Raw genomic sequence first — 17,297 nt, 5'->3', positions numbered from 1 at the left:
CAACGGAGAGACACATGCGGCGTTTCTTTCTCGGCCTGCTGGCGCTCGGGGTTCTCGCAGTCGTCTCTCTCATTGTCCTGCCGAGCTTTGTTTCCAGCGACTGGATGCGCGCCGAGCTCAGCCGTCAGCTCTCGAGCGCGACGGGCAGTTCAATCGCACTGAAGGGTCCCGTCCGGCTCTCCGTCATCCCCCATCTGGCTGTTGTGGCCGAGGATGTTTCGCTCGACGCGCAAAGCGATGGCGTGACGGCGGAGATTGGCGAGGTTGCGGGCTCCGTGACGCTCTCCTCGCTGTGGTCGAACCGCCTGCACGTCAAAGAGGTCAGGCTCACGCGGCCGGTCGTGGTGATACGGCAGAAACCGGAGAACGCATCGACGGCGGAAGACGGCGACGGCGGCAATGGCGAGGCCAAGCAGAACGACCCACTTGCGGCCCTGGTCGCCTTCCTCGAACGAAGCGCCATCGATACGATTTCGATCACCGAGGGCACGCTGAGGCAAGAGAATGCAGCCGGGGCGGCTGACGTTGTCAGCGATCTCGACCTTACACTCCAAGCCCCTGATATCGACGGCGAGCTTTCGCTTTCGGCCGGTGCCCGGCTTGAAGACCGGCGCTACCAGATCGCTCTCTCCGTCTCCCCGCTTCGCCCTCTCCTCGAGCGCAAGCCCGCCGACCTCAGCCTCTCGGTGGAAGCCGACCCGCTGCTTGCGCCGGGCCTGACCGAGCTCAAGGCCAGCGGGCAGGTAGCGCTCAACAGCAACGGCAGCTACCAGATCCGCGGCGGCAAGCTGCTCGTGGGGGACGAAGAGCTCAACCTCGACGCGCTGTTCATTCCCGGTGACAGGCCGCGGTTCCTGGCCGACCTCAGTGCCGATCAGCTGGATTTCAGCGCGTTTGTCGGAACCAGCGCCTCGGGGTCGTCACAACCGGCAGGGCAATCGGAAAAGCAGTCGGCCTCGACCGGCTTGCAGGCACTCGCCGGCTTCGATGCCGATGTCAGCGTCACTGTGGGTGCTATTACCGTCAACGATATTTCCGCCTCCGATGCGGCACTGACGGCAACGCTGAAGGATGGGCTGCTGACGACCCGGCTTGAACATCTCGGCATAGACGCCGGCGGCATTTCGGCCGAAATCACCGCCGACGTCCGCAAGAGCGAGCCGACGTTCAAGGGACGCGTCGCAAGCAAAGGGCTCGACATCTCCAAGCTCGCGAGCCTCGCCGGCCAATCGGTTTCACTGTCGGGAACGCTTGCGATGGATACCGGGTTTGCGTTCCGCGGGCTCGGCGGAGATGCGTTCCGAAAGACCGTCAACCTAAGTGGCACTGCGGGCCTGCGCGACGCCACCTTCGTAGCACCCGGTGTCACCGACCCATCGATGGGCGAAGTGACGATCAAGAAGCTGGCGGTCAAGATCGAAGATCTTACCAAGCCCGTGCTCCTATCCGGCAACCTGGCCTGGCGCGGGAAAGCAGCCGATGTCGATTTGCGACTGCCGGTCCGCGAACTGCTCTCGGGCTCGGTCCCGAGTGAGCTGCCCCTGAAGCTCGATCTGCGCATGCCAGAAGCGACACTCTCCCTTGACGGCAAGGCGGCGCTCGCGGGCAGCTATGCCGGCAAGGTGAAGTTCGCGGCCACGGATCTGCGCGCGCTTCTTGCCTGGATCGGCCAGGGCGGCGGCGACAGCATCGAGCAATTCGCCTTCAAGGGCGATGTCAACGCAAGCCCCACCGGCATTGCGTTTCAAAAAGCCACCTTGTCCGTCAACGGGGTCGAAGGAACCGGCAACGGTTCCGTAGAGCTGGGCACGCCCCTCAAGATATCCAGTGCGCTCCATTTCGCCGAACTGGACCTCGCGCGGCTTGCCGGTGCACGCCCCGCATCGCCGCAAGCGAAGGGCAAAGCAGGCAGCCCCACTCCCGACGCGCCGCTGGACCTGTCGTCGCTTCGAACGATCGATGCATCCATCAAGGTCGATGCGGAGAAGCTCGGCTATGGCCGCGTCTTTGCCGGACCGGTAGCAACCACCCTGGTGGTCTCCGAGGGTGTGGCCAGTCTCGACCTTCCCGAAAGCCCGTTCTATGGCGGGCGGATGGCCGCGAACCTTAGAGCTGACGGCACGGGAGAAGAGGCCTCGATCGCCTTGAAGGCCTCGATCGCGGGCGCTTCGGCCGCCCCGCTGCTGATCGACCTTGCAAATTTCAAGCATCTCGAAGGCGCATTGCAAGCCCAGTTCGACATCACCGGCGCAGGCGCTACGGCCGGAGCGCTCAAGCGCGCGCTTCAGGGGTCGGCGAACGTCCGCTTTTCCGACGGCGCCATCCGCGGCATCGACGTCGCCGATGTCTACAACAACCTCGTCGGCCTGATGTCGTCGGGCTTCAAGCAGAACGAAAACAATGCGACCGGCTTCACCGAGCTTGGGGCATCCTTTGCCATCGAGAACGGTGTCGCCCGCACCGAAGATATCAAGCTCGTCGGCCCGCTGGTGCGTATGAGCGGCAGCGGTGAGGCAAACCTTCCGAACGACCAGCTGAACTTCCGCCTGGATCCGCGCGTCGTCGCCTCGCTCGAAGGTCAGGGCGCCGATATCGCGACCGAAGGCATCGGCGTGCCTGTGATGATCGAGGGTTCCTTTGCTGCCCCGCGCATCTATCCCGATCTCTCAGGCCTGCTGAAGAACCCTGACGCCGCACTTTCGGCGCTGAAGAAGCTGGGATTGCCGACCGGGAAGCTGAAGCTCGATGAGCTTCTCTCCGGCGAAGGAAAGGCCGGATCAATCCGCGACATCATAGGTGGCGCCATCGGCAAGCCAGCGAAAGACGGGGGCGATCAACTCTCCATCGAAGAGATCATCGGTGGCAAGGCGACCGAGGGCGGCGAGACGCCACCCGCTCCACCGGCTGAAGAACAAGCCGTGACGCCCGACGTTGCCGCCGAGCAACCGGCGCCGGAGGGGCAGCAGCCCGACCAGCAACCAGCCGCTGGCACGGAGCAGCCTGCCGAGGAAAGCGGCACCTTGGGAAAACTGTTCAACCAGCTTCTGCAGTAGCCGGCGCGTGAATAGCCTTCCATCGCCGATCCGGCGGTCGTGCGGTCGCCGGCTTTGGTGGCATCACCCCAGAAGTTCGTATCTGCGGAGGATTGCCGCGATCTGGTCGTCCTGCTCGGCGTTCGGGAGCAGGGCCGGCTGACGGCTGGCGCCGATGGAGGCGTCCTGCAGGAAGAGCGCGCGCTTGAGCATGGCCGGGGCGAAGCCCAGCGCGTAGAGGTCGGTGCGAAAAGCGATAAAGATCGCCTGCTGCTTTTTCGGCTTCGCCGATCTCCCCCGCATTGAACGCCTTCAGGATGCCTGCAAGTACATGCGGCATGGCGTTGCCGAGGCCCGAAATGCAGCCGGCCGCGCCGTTCTGCAGCGCCCAGAGCACGAGGTGGTCTGGGCCGGAATAGACCTGAAAACCGTCGCCCCCCTTGGCAACCTGCAGATAGGCCTCCAGCCTCTCCTTTGCACCGCCGGAATCCCTGATGCCGGCAATGTTGCCGTGGCCGGCGAGCGTGCGCCGTCGTCAGCGACATGGTGCCCGTTGCAGGTCTGCTTCATCCCACGATGAGCAACGGCCAGCAGGGGACCGAAAAAACAGAGCGCATAGGGCGCCGGCTGATCTTCGTGGATGATTGTGATCCCCTGGCACGCAGATTTCAGATAGGATAACGGATCGGGACCCGGGTCGGCGGAACCGGAGGCTTGCGGTTCCTGTTATCGGCGCTTGCAAAGTCGCGCGACGACCGTCGGGACGCGTCTTGGCCGCGACAAGTGACTGCGCGCCAACCAAAGGGCATGACGAGTTTAAAGTGGGTTCGCAATGACGATGAACACGAAATCCAACGATGCTGCAGCCAATCGCCTCAAGATCGGTTTCGTGCTCGCCCGGTCGTTCACACTCTCGGCCTTCGCTCTCTTCATCGATACGCTTCGGCTGGCAAGCGACGAGCTCGATAAATCGGGCCGCGTGCGGGCCGATTGGCAGGTGCTTGGCAACACCCGCCATCTGATCGCATCCAGTTGCGGGGTACAGGTGGCGCCCACGTCGGACCTCGTCGATCCCGGCCAGTTCGACTACATCGTGATGGTCGGCGGCCTGCTCAAAAACGAGCACCCGATCGACAACGAGACGATCGCTTTCCTGAAGAAGGCAGCCGCGAAGAAAGTGCCGTTGATCGGCCTGTGCACCGGCACCTTCATCCTGGCGGAAGCCGGGCTCATGGCGGGGCACGTCGTTTGCGTCAGCTGGCTCCACTATCAGGCGTTCCGCGAGCGCTTCCCGGATCTGAAGGTTCGCTCGGACCGCCTCTTCAATCTGGACCGCACCCGCGGCTCTTGCGCCGGCGGCAGCAGTGCGGCCGACATGGCCGCCCACATCGTGCGCCTCCACATCAGCAGGGAGGCGGAGCGCAATGCACTGGAAGTTCTGCAAATCGACAAGGCCCGCTCCCATCTTCATGTGCAGCCGAGAAAGCCGCTCGCGATCGAGAGCAACGACCCTCGCTTGAACGCCGCGCTTATCATCATGGAGCAGAATACCGAGAACACGATCTCGATCCCTGAACTGGCGGCCTCCGTCGGTCTGTCGCGCAGGCAGCTCGAACGCCTGTTCATGGAAAAAGCGAAGATGTCGCCCGCGCACGTCTACAGGAAATTCCGGCTGGATCGCGCGAAGCACCTTCTTACCCAGACCGATGCCTCGCTTATCGAGATCGCCCTCGAAGTCGGCTTCGAAAGCGCGGGGCATTTCTCCAGGACATTTGCCAAGACCTTCGGCCAGTCACCGCGCCAAATGCGCGCGACACTGCCGAAGTGAGCCTTGCATTGCCACTCGGGGTGCCTGGCCACGATAGCCGATCGGCTAATGACCTCCCCGAACGGGCGTAGCCGAATTGCAGGCTCACCTTTTGCCGCAACCGCCTTCAAAATAGCTCGCGATGCGCGCTCGTACACGTCGCACGATCGTGCTGCGAGGGATCGAGTCTATGGGAGTGATGGCGATGGCGGAAACTCGCCTTTTGTCGGAAGAGGCACCGAACGCGAACTCCAATCAGAGCACGGTTGCCGGCGGACATCTCGCGCTGGTCCCGACGTGGCTTCCACTCGACATAGCGCCGGCGCAGAACTCCGCCGGAAGCGGCGGCGACGGCACAAGCCTGGGTACGATCGGCAGCAACACGCTGGCAATGTTCACACCGTCGAACGCGGCAATCGCCGGCTCGCACACGGACGCCGATGCGCACCAAGGCAATACCGCACTGATGAATCAGCACGTCACCGAGATGGCGGGCATCGGCGGTGAAGGCGGGAATGGTAATGTTGCCGGCGGCCATGGCGGCGGCAGCGTGGCCGGCGGTGGCGGCGATGGCACCTTTTTCGGCGGCCTCGTCAGCACCGACACCGCGGTGTTTGCGCCTTTGAACCTGGCTGTCGCGGCAGGTCCGGGTTCGACCTCCACGGCCGGACAAACAAACAATGCCGCCTTCCTTCAGGGCGCCACCCAGATCGGCGGTGTTGGCGGCTCCGGCGGGGATCATAACGTTGCCGGCAATACCGCGCCGGCACAGCCGCAGGGCGCGACGTTCATTTTCAATGGCGACGCCTATGCGGGCCATGGCGGCGATGGCACTTTCATTGGCAGCATGGTTGACGTCAACGTCGCGGTGTTCTCGCCCATCAACATTGCTGTCGGCGCCGCCGGCGGCGACGCCCACGCCACGCAGACGAACAACGTGATCTTCGACCAGGGCGGCGTGCAGATCGCCGGCGTCGGCGGCAAGGGTGGCGGCTTCAACCTCTCCTCGGACACAATCTTCACCGGAAGCGGGGTCGCTGGCGGCGGCGGTGACGGCTATTCGAACGGCAGCGCCGTCGACGTCAACATCGGCTACTTCCACCCGATCAACATCGCCGTGCCCGCAGGCGGCACCGCCGAGGCGGACCAGCTCAACCACCTGCTCGTCGACCAGCATACGCTGCAGATCGGCGGCATCGGGGGAGCTGGCGGCGAAGGCAACATCGCCGAGGCCAATGCCGCGCTAATCGACGACGTCCTGCACGGCTGACCCCCCGCATTCCCGCTCAAGCGCAGCAAGCGCGCCCTGGCGCCGCGGATTCATGGCGTTCCGCTGCCATCCCTCACAATCTACTCCCTGAATCGAGCGCCTCCGGGTCCGCCTGACGCCGGCCAAGCTGAAACGCGGGCAGACCCTACCCAAAGGAACGTCTCCGAATGTCCGGCTGGTTCGCCCCGGTGATCACGCGCACCATAGCTTTGCGCTGACCCCCCGCTGCGGCGGTGTGCTGTGGCATCGAACCGTCCAAGACTACGGGGCAACAAGTAGAGGAGCGACGCTATGCCTATTACCTTCGCGACATCAGACACGATTAACCTGACCAATCCCATTGCGGGCGACGCGAATGCAGGTAACGGTGGCGACGGCACCAACTCCGGCGATATCAACTTCAATCCCACTGTCACCGTAGCGCCGACGCAGACCGTCATCGGGTCAATCCCCACTGTCGACAACGGCGATGACGTCGGTCAGGGTGCGGCCTGGGGAACCGGCAGCGCTGACGGCGGCGGCCTTGTCCAGGTGCCGATCGCTGTCCTCGCCTCGCTTACCAACAGCGGTGCTGGCGGCGCCGGCGGCAATCCGACCTCGAGTGGCGATCAGAGCAGCACGAGCGGCGGTAACACCGCAAGCGTAGACGCGAGCACCACTGCCACGCAGACGACGACGTTGCTCGCCGACCAAGGTGCGACGATCATCTCGGGCATGGGCGGTGCCGGCGGCAGCGGCAATGCGGCCCTCGGTGGCGATATTTCCGCCGCTCTGGTTCATTCGAACCCGATCTCGGAAACCACCACGACGACCACCACCACGGCGGTCTCGAATGTTCTCGACAATTTCGACAACACCTTAGGCAACATCAGCGACATCGGTATCTGAGTCGCTCGACAAGGATCGCCGGCCATGGCCGGCGATCCTCCTTTCACCTGTGTCGCGGCGTCAAGAACGCCACGGGACCTTTGAGTTGCATTTGGCCACGGATCGAGCCCGAGCAAAAGAAGCCTGAAGCAGCCAAGCCGACCGCATCAGCATCGATCATGCCGATCCGATCGAGATCCGATAATGACGACGAATCCGACAGGGGCGCAGCATCCTCCAACCCATCTGGTCCTGGCTCTCAAGGCCTGCACGGGAGCCTTCCTGCTGGTCTTTCTCTATAGCTGCGCCTACAACCTGTTCCTGCTGGCTCCCTCCATTTACCTGTTGCAGATTTACGATCGCGTCCTGTCGAGCCGCAGCGCCGACACGCTGCTCATGCTGACGCTCATCATCGCGGCAGCGGTGTTGGTCGGCTCGATTCTGGATATCGTGCGGCGCGCCGCACTGTCGCGGATCGGCAGCTGGCTCGATCACCGCTTGCGGCCCGTCGTGCTGACGGCCTGCTTCGAATATGGAGCCCATACCGAAGCGGGCCTCGCCAACGACTGCTACCGGGACCTATCGATCCTGCGCCAGTTCCTCGACGCACCGGCCAGCTCGCTGCTTTTCGACGTTCCCTGGGCGCCAATCTTTCTGCTGCTTCTGTTCCTGGTCCATCCGTTGCTCGGAACCATCGGGCTATTCACCGCGCTCACCTTGCTGCTGCTCGCCATCGCGACGGAATTCTCGACCCGGCAGCCATTGATGAAAGCCAACCTGGCGCTCTCCCGCAGCCACATGCGTTTCGCAACTGCATTGCGATATATCCAAGTCATCCGCGCGATGAATATGCAAAACGGCGCCGCCCAACTCGTCTATCGCGACGCAGAGACCGCACGACAAGCGCAAGACGAAGCGATGAAGCGCACCGAAACCATTCTCGGGCTCTCGAAATCGGTGCGCATGCTGGCGCAGATCCTGATGATGGGGTCCGCAGCCTGGCTCGTCCTGGAGGAAAGCGGAAACCCCGGCATCATCTTCGTCTCCAGCCTGCTTCTCGGTCGCGGGCTTGCCCCGATCGAGGGCGCGATCGGCGGGTGGCGCGCCGTGGCCTTCGCCTATGCCGCATTCAATCGCATCAACGCGATGCTGATTTCGATCGCGTCGCAGGAGAGCGCACGCACGATACCGATGCCCGAAGCGGGCGGGCTCGTGCTCGACCGCGTCGGTTACATGCTTCCTTCGGGCAACCGTCAGATACTGAATGCCGTTACTTTGCGGCTGGCGCCGGGCGATTGTCTTGCGCTGATCGGTCCATCCGGTTCCGGAAAGTCGACGCTTGGCCGCATCATTGCGGGCGTTCAGCCGACGACCTGCGGCAGCGCCCTGCTCGGCGGCGTCGATATTGCCACCCTCCGGCTCGGCGGCGGCATGCGTCATGTCGGCTACCTGCCGCAGGACATCGAACTCTTCGGCGGCGCGGTGAAGGACGTCGTCGGCCGGCTCGACGGAACCGACGTCGGCAAGGTCATCGAAGCGGCAAAGCTTGTCGGGCTGCACGATGCGATCATGCAACTGCCTCAGGGCTACGAGACGGATGTCGGCGATGGCGGCGCGACCCTGCTTCGGGCCCAACGCCAGCAGCTTGGACTGGCGCGCGCGGTTTACGGCAATCCCGCCCTCGTCGTCCTCGACGATCCCAATTCCAGTCTGGACTATGACGGCGAACGCCGATTGTTTGCAGCAATCGCCCGCATGCGCGCCATGGGGATGATGATCATCATCATCACGCACCGCATGGGCATTCTCCCGGTGACCAACAAGATCGCGATCATGCGCAATGGCACGATCGAAGCCTTCGGCGACAGCGACTGGGTCTTCGATACCTATCTGCAGCCACCGGCCCGAGCGGGCACCTGAGGAGGGAGGCGAGAAAACGATGGAGCTCATCAAATCCGACCTGACCCGACGCGGACCGGAAATCGTTGGCTACGCCTGCGACGCCAAAGGGATAGCCGGGCCCCAGCCCTCCACAGCGGTCTCCACACGCCTTCCGGTGACGCTTGCCGAAGCCTCGCCGATGTCGCGGCTGCGCCATGTGGCATGGACGGGAAACCTGCTTATCGGCGTCTTCGTCTTTGGTCTGGGGATCTGGTCGGTTCTCGCCCCGCTCAGCAGCGCCGCGATCGCGTCCGGCGTCGTCGAGACCGAGGCGAACCGCAAGACCATCCAGCATCTCGAAGGCGGGATCGTCAGGCGGATCCTTGTTCGCAACGGCGATGCCGTGTCCGCCGGCCAGGTGCTGATCAAGCTCGACGATACGAAGCCGCGTTCGGAACGGGACAGCCTTCGCGGCCAACTTTGGGATGCCGAGGCGCGACAGGCGCGGCTCACCGCCGAGCAGAACGGTTGGGATCACGTCGCCTTCCCCCCCGATCTCGTGGAGCAAGCCGGCAACTACCGGGTGATCCACGACATTCTCGACGGTCAGCAGAATATATTCGATGCCCGTCGCCAGGTGATGCAGTCCGACATCGTGATCACGCAGCAGAAGATCAAGGAAGTGCTGGAGGAAGTCGCCGGACTGAGCGCCCAGAAGGCGTCCCTGATGGAGAGGAGTGCCATTTCACGCCAGGAGCTTGAGACGGTTTCGGCGCTCACCGCGAAGGGTCTCGAACGCAAGAGCCGGGTTCTCATCCTGGCGCGGGAAAGGGCCGACATCGGCGGTCAGATCGGCGAAGTCTCCGCGCGCATATCCCGCGCCCACCAGGTCATCAGCGAGTCACAGTCCTATATCGTCAAGCTGCGCAGCGACCGGCTGAATGAAGTCGCGCTCACGCTGCGCGATACGGAAAACCAGCTGGCGCAGTTGCGTGAGCGTTTGAACGCCATCGATGATCAATTGGCGAGAACCGAGATCAGGGCGCCCGACGACGGAGTGATCATGGATCTGCGTGTTCATACGACAGGCGGCGTCATCGGCGCCGGAGAGCCGCTGGCCGACCTCGTGCCGGACGCCGGCGCACTGGTCGTCGCGGCGCGGGTGAAGCCGGAGGATATCGCCCAGGTCCATGCCGGGCTCGAGGCACAGGTTCATCTCATTCCTTACAACCAGCGGCGGGTTCCGCTGTTGAAGGGCACGGTCGCCTATGTGTCCGCCGATCATCTGGTCGACCGGCAAACCGGCCACACCTACTACGCGGCAACGATCCGCGTTACCGATGAGCGGTTAGGCCAAATGCCCGGCGTGGAGATGGTACCGGGCATGCCGGTTCGGGCCATGATAGAGACCGGTACGAGCAGCGTCGCGCTTTACGCGCTGCGTCCGTTGCTTGACAGTTTCAACACCGCATTTCGCGAGAACTGAGGCGTGGCGCGCGGAACGCCGTGGGCGTACCAAATGGGCTCTGTTATCCGGCCCCGCAATCACATGTGCCAGTCGGTTCCCGGAAGGACAGCCGCAATGGGCAAACGCAAGTTCAATGACGACGAAGTCCTGGAGATCCTCAAGGAGCATCAGTACGGTGCGACCGTCGCCGATGTCTGCCACCGGCATGGCATCAGCCAGCCGACTTTCTATCGCTGGCAATCGCTGCAAAGTAGGGGCCCCAACTTCGATGCGGAGCGCGTAAAGGCGCTCGAACTGGAAAATCAGAAGCTCAAGAAGCTACTGGCCGAAGCCATGCTGACGGCCGCAACGCTCAGCGAGATGCTCGAAAAGACATCACGTTGACGACGCTGCTGCCGTTGGTGGCGACGCCATGACTGTTGCCGGCGGTTCCCCGGTCTGCAAGCAAGGCGACGACCTCGGTGCGGTTCTGCACCTGCAATTTGCGCATGATGTGCTGCAGATGCATTTTCACCGTATGGTCGGAAAGATTGAGCTTTCCAGCGATCACTTTGTTCGAAGAGCCGCGTCGCAACTCCGCGAGCACATCCGCCTCGCGCGGCGTGAAGTCGGCGAGCGAAAACTCGCTTCGATAAGCGCTGATCGGCACCCTTTCGCTATGACGAGCGGCAGCCGTACAATCGGTGAGCGCGGCAAGTGGGTCTGGACAGAAGACGCCGCCGGCAAGGACCAGCCGCAAGCCGGCAAGCGCAAGCTCGATCCGCAAGGACGTCGTGAAGAAGCCGCGAACGCCAAGCTTGAGGACATCGGCAGCGGTCGTCCTGTCGTCCGTGTCCGAGAGCACCGCAACCGGCACATCCGGAAAGCGCTTGCGGATTTCCGCAAGCTCAGCATGCAAGTTGCACCCGCCGTCGTTTCGAGCGCTCAGGTCCAGCACGATTAAACGCACGTCGTACCCGAGCGCCTGGTCCAGGCTGTCGGTCGAGACCATATCGATAAAATTCCAACCGGAGAGTTCGTATTCGAGAACGGCAACGATGACGCTGCGCACCAGCGTCTGGTGTTCTATCACAATCCCGGTCGGCGTACGGTCCTTGCGGCACGGCGTTCCTGAACTGATGGACATGCGTCACCCCCAGGATTCGTTCGCGACAAGTTGCGGTGCCTAAAATATTTCCGTTCTAATAGTCTGTCATGAGAAAATCAGAATTAATCCGATCGGGCTGCATCAGCAACAGATTGAAAATACTATATATTTCTCGAAGCGCCGAGGTCGGTTGTAACATATATTGAGCAGCAAGCCTGAGACGCTCTCGGAAAGAGGGCGGCAAAGCGCAACCACCAGTCAGCGCACGCACTCTTTCGCACGCGAGCCGCGTACCATCGCTTGAGCAAAAGCGCGTTGAGCGTCCCGTCGGCCTGGCGGTTGTCGATGTCTTTAAAAACCGAAGCACTGTTGCGTCGGTTCGGGCGGCTGCCCCAGATGTACGCCTTCCAGCTCCAGCATGCGGGTCTTGGTGGTGGAACCGCCAGGCGCCGAGAACCCGCCGATCTTGCCGCCGGCGGCAAGCACCCGGTGACAGGGGATGATCAGGGACACCGGGTTCTTGGCCATCGCCTGGCCGACGTCGCGCGCGGCTTCCGGGCCTGCGCCCAGTTCCTTTGCCAGCGCGCCATAGGTGGTCGTCTGCCCCCAGCGCAGCTCGCGGGTCGCAGCATAGATGCGCCGGAAAAGCTCATCCTGCCCATCGAGATCGACCGCAAAGCCGGTGAAGTCGACCTCCTTGCCATCGAAGTAGCGTTGGACGGCCTCCACTGCCTCCCGGATTTCGGGTGTCGGCTGGGAAGCCTCGGCGGCCGACAGACGCCGCAACAGCAGCCGCTCGGTTGCCTGTGCCGCTCGGGTCGGCAGTTGGAATCGCGTGATACCCACATCGTTCCAGGCGATGCCGCAGAAGCCGGCCGCAGTCTCGAAGATGAAATAGCGATGTCCTGCCTGGCCCATCCGTATAGCCTCCCTGTGTCTCTACTATCAAAATCGTGCCGGAGAGCTGCGAATTCAACCCGTTTCCTGCCTCGGTGGCCGCCGCTTACTGGCTGCTTAATATCAAGCGCAGGTCGAGAGCGCAGCCATTTGCGAAAGCTTTACGGTTGTCGGGCAAGGTTCCGCACCAACATCAGGAGACGACGGTGGACATCCTGCATACCCCGACGATCATGCTCAGTTCGTTCGCGACGCTGGTGGTCTTCGCCGTTTTTTTCGGCCTTGCCTGGCGGCAGGAACGCAAGAGCCTCGAACTGCTTCTGTGGTCCTCGGCCTTCTCCATCGGCGCGGTCGGCTTCGTCCTGCTGACGCTGCGCGGTGATGGCTACAACTTTGTTACCATCTCGCTCGGCAATGCGCTTGCGGTGCTGGCGCTCGCGATGATCTGGCTTGGCCTGCGCGCTTTCGACAATCAGCCGCTGAAGATCGCCTCTGCGCTTTTCGGACCGATCCTCTGGATCGCTGTGACTTACTTCTCCGATTTCTTCCGTGAAAGCGTCACGAGCAGGATCGTTCTCTACTCGGTCCTGATCTTCGCCTATTCGGCCTTGATCGCGCTTGAGATCTTCCGGTCCGACAACTTCCGCAGGCTTCCGAGTTCCTACATCGTCGCCTTCGTCTTCGCCACGCACGGCGTGCTTTATCTCGCGCGCATTCCACTGATCGTGTTGTGGCCGCTCGCCGGCAACACGGCGGCGGGAACGGCACAGCCGCTCTGGTATCAACTTCTGACCTTCGAGCTGTTTCTTCACAGCCTCGCCGGCGGCTTCGCCTTCTTCGCCCTGGTGAAGGAACGAACGCAGCAACGCTACAAACTCGCCTCCGAAACCGACGCATTAACGGGCGTGCCGAACCGTCGCGCTTTCCTCGCGCGGCTTGACGCCCATCTCACCGCAGGCTCGGTGAAAGGGGCGCTACTCTATCTCGACATCGACCACTTCAAGGCCATCAACGATCGTTTTGGGCATGCGGCCGGCGACCAGGTGCTGATCGAATTTGCCGATATCATCTCCAAGGCTGTGCCCGATGACGCTTTCATCGCACGGATCGGCGGAGAGGAATTCTCCGCCTGCCTGCCCCACGCGGACCGTCCGGGCGCGGTCGCCATTGCCGAGCGTATCCGCGCCTCGCTCGAAGCGCGCCGGCTTGGCACGGCCAAGGGCGTCCTGTCTGCGACCGTCAGCATCGGCGTCGCCTTCGCCGATGGCCATGAGGATTCGCATGCGCTCATTTCGGCCGCCGATGCGGCGCTCTATGCGGCGAAGACAACCGGCCGAAACGCCGTGTGGTCGATGGATATAACCGGTGTGCCTCGGTTCTCCGCCGGGCCTGCCACCGGCGGCGGCGCTGTTTTCGCTGAAATCCTCAAGGGGCGGCTCAGCGCCGAGATCGCCGAACCTCTCATGATTTTCCCCGTCGTGGGTACTGCACCATGACGACGGGACCGGCCGCATCGGTTTGATACTGTTTACACAGCAGAAAAATAGGGATATTTTTTATCCTTAATAGATGCGCATTGGCATCCGCCGGACGAAGACATGATCCTCAAAAGCCAAGTCGAATGGGCGTTGCATTGTTGTGCCATTCTCGCCGGCCTGCCTGAAGGCCGCTATCTCTCAACCAAGGCGCTGGCAGAGTTCCACGGGCTGCCCAAGGAGTATCTGTCGAAGGCGCTGCAGAGCCTTTCGCAGGCCGGTCTCGTCCACACGACCCTCGGTCCATCGGGCGGATACCGGCTGGCAAAAGCGCCGGCCGAGCTGACCTTTCTCGAAATCGTCGAGGCGGTCGAAGGCAGATCGAGAACCTTCGTCTGCACCAATATCAGGGCCAACAATCCCTGTCGCGCACCCGGCTACTGCGAAGAGACGCCGTGCGCGGTGGCGCGCATTATGTGGGAGGCCGACGAAGCCTGGCGCGACAAGCTGCGCAGCGTGCTCCTATCCGACCTGATCGAGATCCTCTCGCAGGAAATTCCCTCGGATCTCTGGAAACGGAGTTTCGCGTGGGTTCTAGAGCGCGCCGGTTGAGCGAAACCCGGCGTCTGTGCCTGAAGGCGGCACGTAGAAATAGGCCTGAGCCGGCGGCGCAAGCGAGAGACCCTCGAGACGGCATTGCTCATGAACGCGGTCGATCACCTCGTTGCGTGCCGGCGTCCGCTCAGCCGGGTTCTTGACGCGGAACTGCAGCTCGACCTCGACGGCCACGGCGTCGATCGCCTTGAGGGAGACGACCGGCGGCGGCTCGCGCACGATCAGGCCGCACCCTTGCAGAGCTCTCTGCATCGTTTCTTCGATCCGGCGTGGCGGATGATCCGCGGCAAGACGGATCGACAAAGCGATCTGGTGCGTCTCGTCCGGACGGCTGAGATTGGTGAGCCCGACCTTGGCGAGCGCGCTGTTGGGCAGCACGACGACATTGTGCGCTCCGGTGAGCAGAAAGGTGGAGCGCCAGTTGTTCTCGATGACACGGCCTTCGGTGCCGTCGCCAAGCACGATCCAGTCGCCGATGGCAAAGGGCCGCCCCAGTATCAGCGCGATACCCGAGAACACGTCGCCGAGCGTATTTTGAAGCGCGAGACCGAAGATGATGGCAACCACCCCGGAGGTCGCAACCAGCGTGCCGATCGGCGCCCGGAAGACAAAGCCCAGTATCGACAGTGCGACGCCGAGATAGACAATGGCGACGATGAGGTCCTGCAACAGGCGGGCCTCCTGCGGCCGCCTTTCAAGGACGATGTAGAGACGCACGAAGCCGATAAGCGACCAGGCGAGGTGCGTCCACCACAGCACCCGCGCCGACGTCGCCAGGAAGGCGAGCGCTCCCTGAAGATGCTGATCGTCGCTCCGATGCGGCATGATCCCGGAAAGGAGGAGAACCGTCGTCATCATGCAGAAGAAGAGGATCTGGACAATCAGCCTGGCGAGCGGGCGACGGCGCCCCTGCACATGCCAGACAACAATGCCGGTGATGCCGAGAAGATTGATCAGCACGAGCGGCAACGGCAATTGGTCGGCGAACATGGCAGGCTCCAACGATTGCAGGCAAATTGCAGGACCGGGCGCTTGTGCAGCCGGTCCTGCAGGATCATTTCATCGGATAGGTCAGTTCCTTTTCGGCGGTATCGACGACGAAGACCGCGAGCAGCTTGGCGGGCTCTGTCTCGCTGCCGTTGGCGCTGACGCCGTGACGGTCGCCGGGCATTTCCGAAAAGTTCTCGCCGGCCTTGTAGACCTTGACCGGTCCATCATTGACCTGGCTTCGGATCGAGCCTTCCAGCACCGTCGCATAGATGAAAGCGGTGCTTGGATGGGTATGCGCCTCCGAAGAGCCGCCGGGCCCATATTCCACAAGAACGCCCTTGATGCTCTTGCCCGGCACGTTCGGCAACTCGTGCTCATAGACCAGGGTGACCTTGGCAGCGTCGCCGGCAGCGGCCGTGCCGAACAATGCGGCGGTGACCGCAGTGGCGGTGATGAGAGACTTGATCATGTCGGAAGTCCTTTCAGGGGGCTGGGGGTGCGCCGCCGGCGCAGCCGTATGTGCTCACTTACGGGGAGCCGTGGCGAACCATTCTTCGAAGGTGATCCGGCCGAGGCGGGGATTGTTGTCGGAGACCAGCGAGCCGTCTTGCAGCAGCGCGCCGAAGTAGCGAGCCTCCCGATCGGCCTCGACCTTGCGGTTGTCGCCGCTTGCCTTGAGGTAGCGGGCGACGAGATCGCTGAGGCGTGAGCGCTCCGGTCCGGCAATCTCGATCGTGCCGTTGACCGGGGCGGCAAGCGCGACCGCGGCCATGGCATCGGCGACGTCATCGGACGCGATCGGCTGCACATAGGCCGGCGAGAGGTGCACGGTGTCGCCGACAGTCCCGGATTGGGCGATGCCGCCCAAAAACTCCATGAATTGGGTCGAATGCACGATCGTATAGGGGATACCGCCGGCCTTGATCAGTTTCTCCTGGGCGAGCTTGCCGCGGAAATAGCCGCTTTCCTGCAGACGCTCGGTCCCGACGACCGAAAGCGCGATATGGTGTTTGACGCCGGCAGCCTTTTCCGCCGCAAGCAGGTTGCGGCCGGAGGTCTCGAAGAACTCGAGCACCGCCTTGTCCTCGAAGGAGGGCGAGTTGGCGAGGTCGATGACCACCTCGCAACCGGAAAGCGCCTCGGCGAGACCTTCGCCGGTGATGGTGTTGACGCCCGTATTCGGAGAGGCGGCAACCACCTCATGGCCTTGCTTGCGCAGGCGTTCGACCGTCTTGGAGCCGATCAGGCCCGTTCCGCCGATAATGACGATTTTCATGAGATCCTCCAATCGTTGCGGCGACTGGCCGCGTTGTTCGATCACTCAGGAACAGGGTTTAGTTCAGTCCTGCCTTGTCGAGGCCATAGAGCTTGTCGGCCGAGCCCGGCACGGCCTTGAAGGCGACACTGACGCGGTTCCAGGCATTGATGACCATGATGGAGAAGGTGAGATCGGAGATCTCCTTCTCCGAAAGCTGGCCGCGTACACGCTCGTAAAGTTCGTCCGGAATGCCGCCTTCGGGCAGTTTCGTAACCGCCTCGGCCCAGGCAAGCGCTGCGCGTTCGCGCGGGATGAAGAGGTTCGATTCACGCCAGATCGCGACGTGGTAGAGACGCAGTTCGCTCTCGCCGTGAATCTTTGCCTCCTTCACATGCATGTCAACGCAGAAGGCGCAGCCATTGATCTGCGAGGCCCTTATGTTCACGAGGTCGCGGATCTTCTGTTCGATGACGCTGTCCCTCAGGCTGAGGCTGAGGTCGGAGATTTTCTTGAAGAACTCGGGGGAATGCTGTGCGTAGTTCAGGCGCTGTGTCATGGGTTCGCTCCACAATTAAGGACATTTGTTATCCTTATGGATACAAGATATCCGTAATTACTGGACAGTAAAGCGCAACGGTCATACACTCGGC

Annotated in this window: 15 protein-coding genes and 1 pseudogene; 9 read left to right on the top strand and 7 right to left on the bottom strand. The window is 62.6% G+C overall.

Going from position 1 to position 17,297, the window contains the following annotated elements; genetic code table 11:
• Nucleotides 1-14: 14 nt before the first annotated feature.
• A complete protein-coding gene (locus ACTJKE_RS18905) occupies nucleotides 15-3,053 on the top strand; it encodes an AsmA family protein (RefSeq protein WP_440692087.1) in 3,039 nt (1,012 codons plus the stop codon).
• 63 nt (nucleotides 3,054-3,116) lie between these two features.
• Here the strand turns inward: ACTJKE_RS18905 and ACTJKE_RS18900 are convergent.
• Nucleotides 3,117-3,555, bottom strand: a pseudogene (locus ACTJKE_RS18900) (dihydrodipicolinate synthase family protein); the annotation flags it as partial.
• Nucleotides 3,556-3,870: 315 nt separating this feature from the next.
• On the opposite strand from ACTJKE_RS18900, the gene ACTJKE_RS18895 reads away from it, so the two are divergent.
• The 6 genes from ACTJKE_RS18895 (at nucleotide 3,871) to ACTJKE_RS18870 (ending at nucleotide 10,709) form a co-directional block, all read left to right on the top strand.
• Nucleotides 3,871-4,860, top strand: coding sequence for a GlxA family transcriptional regulator (locus ACTJKE_RS18895; RefSeq protein WP_058330141.1), 990 nt, complete (start codon nucleotides 3,871-3,873; stop codon nucleotides 4,858-4,860).
• A 184-nt stretch (nucleotides 4,861-5,044) separates the two neighbouring features.
• Nucleotides 5,045-6,109: a hypothetical protein gene (locus ACTJKE_RS18890; protein ID WP_058322162.1), complete on the top strand. Its 1,065-nt coding sequence runs from the start codon at nucleotides 5,045-5,047 to the stop codon at nucleotides 6,107-6,109.
• 291 nt (nucleotides 6,110-6,400) lie between these two features.
• A complete protein-coding gene (locus ACTJKE_RS18885; protein WP_058330014.1) occupies nucleotides 6,401-6,997 on the top strand; it encodes a hypothetical protein in 597 nt (198 codons plus the stop codon).
• A 183-nt stretch (nucleotides 6,998-7,180) separates the two neighbouring features.
• The gene (locus tag ACTJKE_RS18880; protein WP_058322128.1) at nucleotides 7,181-8,896 is read left to right on the top strand and encodes a type I secretion system permease/ATPase; all 1,716 of its coding nucleotides are present in this window, start codon (nucleotides 7,181-7,183) and stop codon (nucleotides 8,894-8,896) included.
• A 19-nt stretch (nucleotides 8,897-8,915) separates the two neighbouring features.
• Complete coding sequence (locus ACTJKE_RS18875) at nucleotides 8,916-10,343, top strand: HlyD family type I secretion periplasmic adaptor subunit (RefSeq protein WP_082663779.1); 1,428 nt, start codon at nucleotides 8,916-8,918, stop codon at nucleotides 10,341-10,343.
• Nucleotides 10,344-10,439: 96 nt separating this feature from the next.
• Nucleotides 10,440-10,709 (top strand): transposase, encoded by a 270-nt coding sequence (locus ACTJKE_RS18870; RefSeq protein WP_058322126.1) that lies wholly within the window; start codon nucleotides 10,440-10,442, stop codon nucleotides 10,707-10,709.
• Here ACTJKE_RS18870 and ACTJKE_RS18865 read toward each other — a convergent pair.
• Both ACTJKE_RS18865 and ACTJKE_RS18860 read right to left on the bottom strand, forming a co-directional pair.
• Nucleotides 10,678-11,451 carry a response regulator transcription factor gene (locus ACTJKE_RS18865; protein ID WP_063893442.1) on the bottom strand — a complete coding sequence of 258 codons (774 nt, stop codon included), beginning with the start codon at nucleotides 11,449-11,451 and terminating at the stop codon, nucleotides 10,678-10,680. The two genes, ACTJKE_RS18870 and ACTJKE_RS18865, sit on opposite strands and share 32 nt — an antisense overlap.
• A gap of 312 nt (nucleotides 11,452-11,763) precedes the next feature.
• A complete protein-coding gene (locus tag ACTJKE_RS18860; RefSeq protein ID WP_440692085.1) occupies nucleotides 11,764-12,330 on the bottom strand; it encodes a methylated-DNA--[protein]-cysteine S-methyltransferase in 567 nt (188 codons plus the stop codon).
• Between the two features lie 185 nt (nucleotides 12,331-12,515).
• Between ACTJKE_RS18860 and ACTJKE_RS18855 the strand changes: the two genes are divergently transcribed.
• A complete protein-coding gene (locus ACTJKE_RS18855) occupies nucleotides 12,516-13,805 on the top strand; it encodes a GGDEF domain-containing protein (RefSeq protein WP_440692083.1) in 1,290 nt (429 codons plus the stop codon).
• A gap of 102 nt (nucleotides 13,806-13,907) precedes the next feature.
• Nucleotides 13,908-14,396, top strand: coding sequence for an RrF2 family transcriptional regulator (locus ACTJKE_RS18850; RefSeq protein ID WP_440692081.1), 489 nt, complete (start codon nucleotides 13,908-13,910; stop codon nucleotides 14,394-14,396).
• Here the strand turns inward: ACTJKE_RS18850 and ACTJKE_RS18845 are convergent.
• The 4 genes from ACTJKE_RS18845 to ACTJKE_RS18830 all read right to left on the bottom strand — a co-directional run bounded on the left by ACTJKE_RS18845 (nucleotide 14,379) and on the right by ACTJKE_RS18830 (nucleotide 17,203).
• Nucleotides 14,379-15,389: a mechanosensitive ion channel family protein gene (locus ACTJKE_RS18845; RefSeq protein ID WP_058322121.1), complete on the bottom strand. Its 1,011-nt coding sequence runs from the start codon at nucleotides 15,387-15,389 to the stop codon at nucleotides 14,379-14,381. The two genes, ACTJKE_RS18850 and ACTJKE_RS18845, sit on opposite strands and share 18 nt — an antisense overlap.
• Before the next feature lie 64 nt (nucleotides 15,390-15,453).
• Entirely contained in the window at nucleotides 15,454-15,858 is a 405-nt protein-coding gene (locus tag ACTJKE_RS18840) for a cupin domain-containing protein (protein ID WP_058322120.1), read from the bottom strand.
• Between the two features lie 54 nt (nucleotides 15,859-15,912).
• Complete coding sequence (locus ACTJKE_RS18835) at nucleotides 15,913-16,665, bottom strand: SDR family oxidoreductase (protein WP_057255313.1); 753 nt, start codon at nucleotides 16,663-16,665, stop codon at nucleotides 15,913-15,915.
• A gap of 58 nt (nucleotides 16,666-16,723) precedes the next feature.
• Entirely contained in the window at nucleotides 16,724-17,203 is a 480-nt protein-coding gene (locus ACTJKE_RS18830) for a carboxymuconolactone decarboxylase family protein (RefSeq protein WP_057255312.1), read from the bottom strand.
• Nucleotides 17,204-17,297: the final 94 nt, after the last annotated feature.

Source organism: Ensifer sp. 22521, assembly GCF_052044795.1.
Lineage (GTDB): Bacteria > Pseudomonadota > Alphaproteobacteria > Rhizobiales > Rhizobiaceae > Ensifer.
This window is presented reverse-complemented; position numbering and strand designations above follow the sequence as displayed.

Coding starts and splice junctions, on each gene's coding strand:
- ACTJKE_RS18905 (WP_440692087.1), top strand. CDS start 15: ATGCGGCGTTTCTTTCTCGGCCTGCTGGCGCTCGGGGTTCTCGCAGTC.
- ACTJKE_RS18895 (WP_058330141.1), top strand. CDS start 3,871: ATGAACACGAAATCCAACGATGCTGCAGCCAATCGCCTCAAGATCGGT.
- ACTJKE_RS18890 (WP_058322162.1), top strand. CDS start 5,045: ATGGCGGAAACTCGCCTTTTGTCGGAAGAGGCACCGAACGCGAACTCC.
- ACTJKE_RS18885 (WP_058330014.1), top strand. CDS start 6,401: ATGCCTATTACCTTCGCGACATCAGACACGATTAACCTGACCAATCCC.
- ACTJKE_RS18880 (WP_058322128.1), top strand. CDS start 7,181: ATGACGACGAATCCGACAGGGGCGCAGCATCCTCCAACCCATCTGGTC.
- ACTJKE_RS18875 (WP_082663779.1), top strand. CDS start 8,916: ATGGAGCTCATCAAATCCGACCTGACCCGACGCGGACCGGAAATCGTT.
- ACTJKE_RS18870 (WP_058322126.1), top strand. CDS start 10,440: ATGGGCAAACGCAAGTTCAATGACGACGAAGTCCTGGAGATCCTCAAG.
- ACTJKE_RS18865 (WP_063893442.1), bottom strand. CDS start 11,451: ATGTCCATCAGTTCAGGAACGCCGTGCCGCAAGGACCGTACGCCGACC.
- ACTJKE_RS18860 (WP_440692085.1), bottom strand. CDS start 12,330: ATGGGCCAGGCAGGACATCGCTATTTCATCTTCGAGACTGCGGCCGGC.
- ACTJKE_RS18850 (WP_440692081.1), top strand. CDS start 13,908: ATGATCCTCAAAAGCCAAGTCGAATGGGCGTTGCATTGTTGTGCCATT.
- ACTJKE_RS18845 (WP_058322121.1), bottom strand. CDS start 15,389: ATGTTCGCCGACCAATTGCCGTTGCCGCTCGTGCTGATCAATCTTCTC.
- ACTJKE_RS18840 (WP_058322120.1), bottom strand. CDS start 15,858: ATGATCAAGTCTCTCATCACCGCCACTGCGGTCACCGCCGCATTGTTC.
- ACTJKE_RS18835 (WP_057255313.1), bottom strand. CDS start 16,665: ATGAAAATCGTCATTATCGGCGGAACGGGCCTGATCGGCTCCAAGACG.
- ACTJKE_RS18830 (WP_057255312.1), bottom strand. CDS start 17,203: ATGACACAGCGCCTGAACTACGCACAGCATTCCCCCGAGTTCTTCAAG.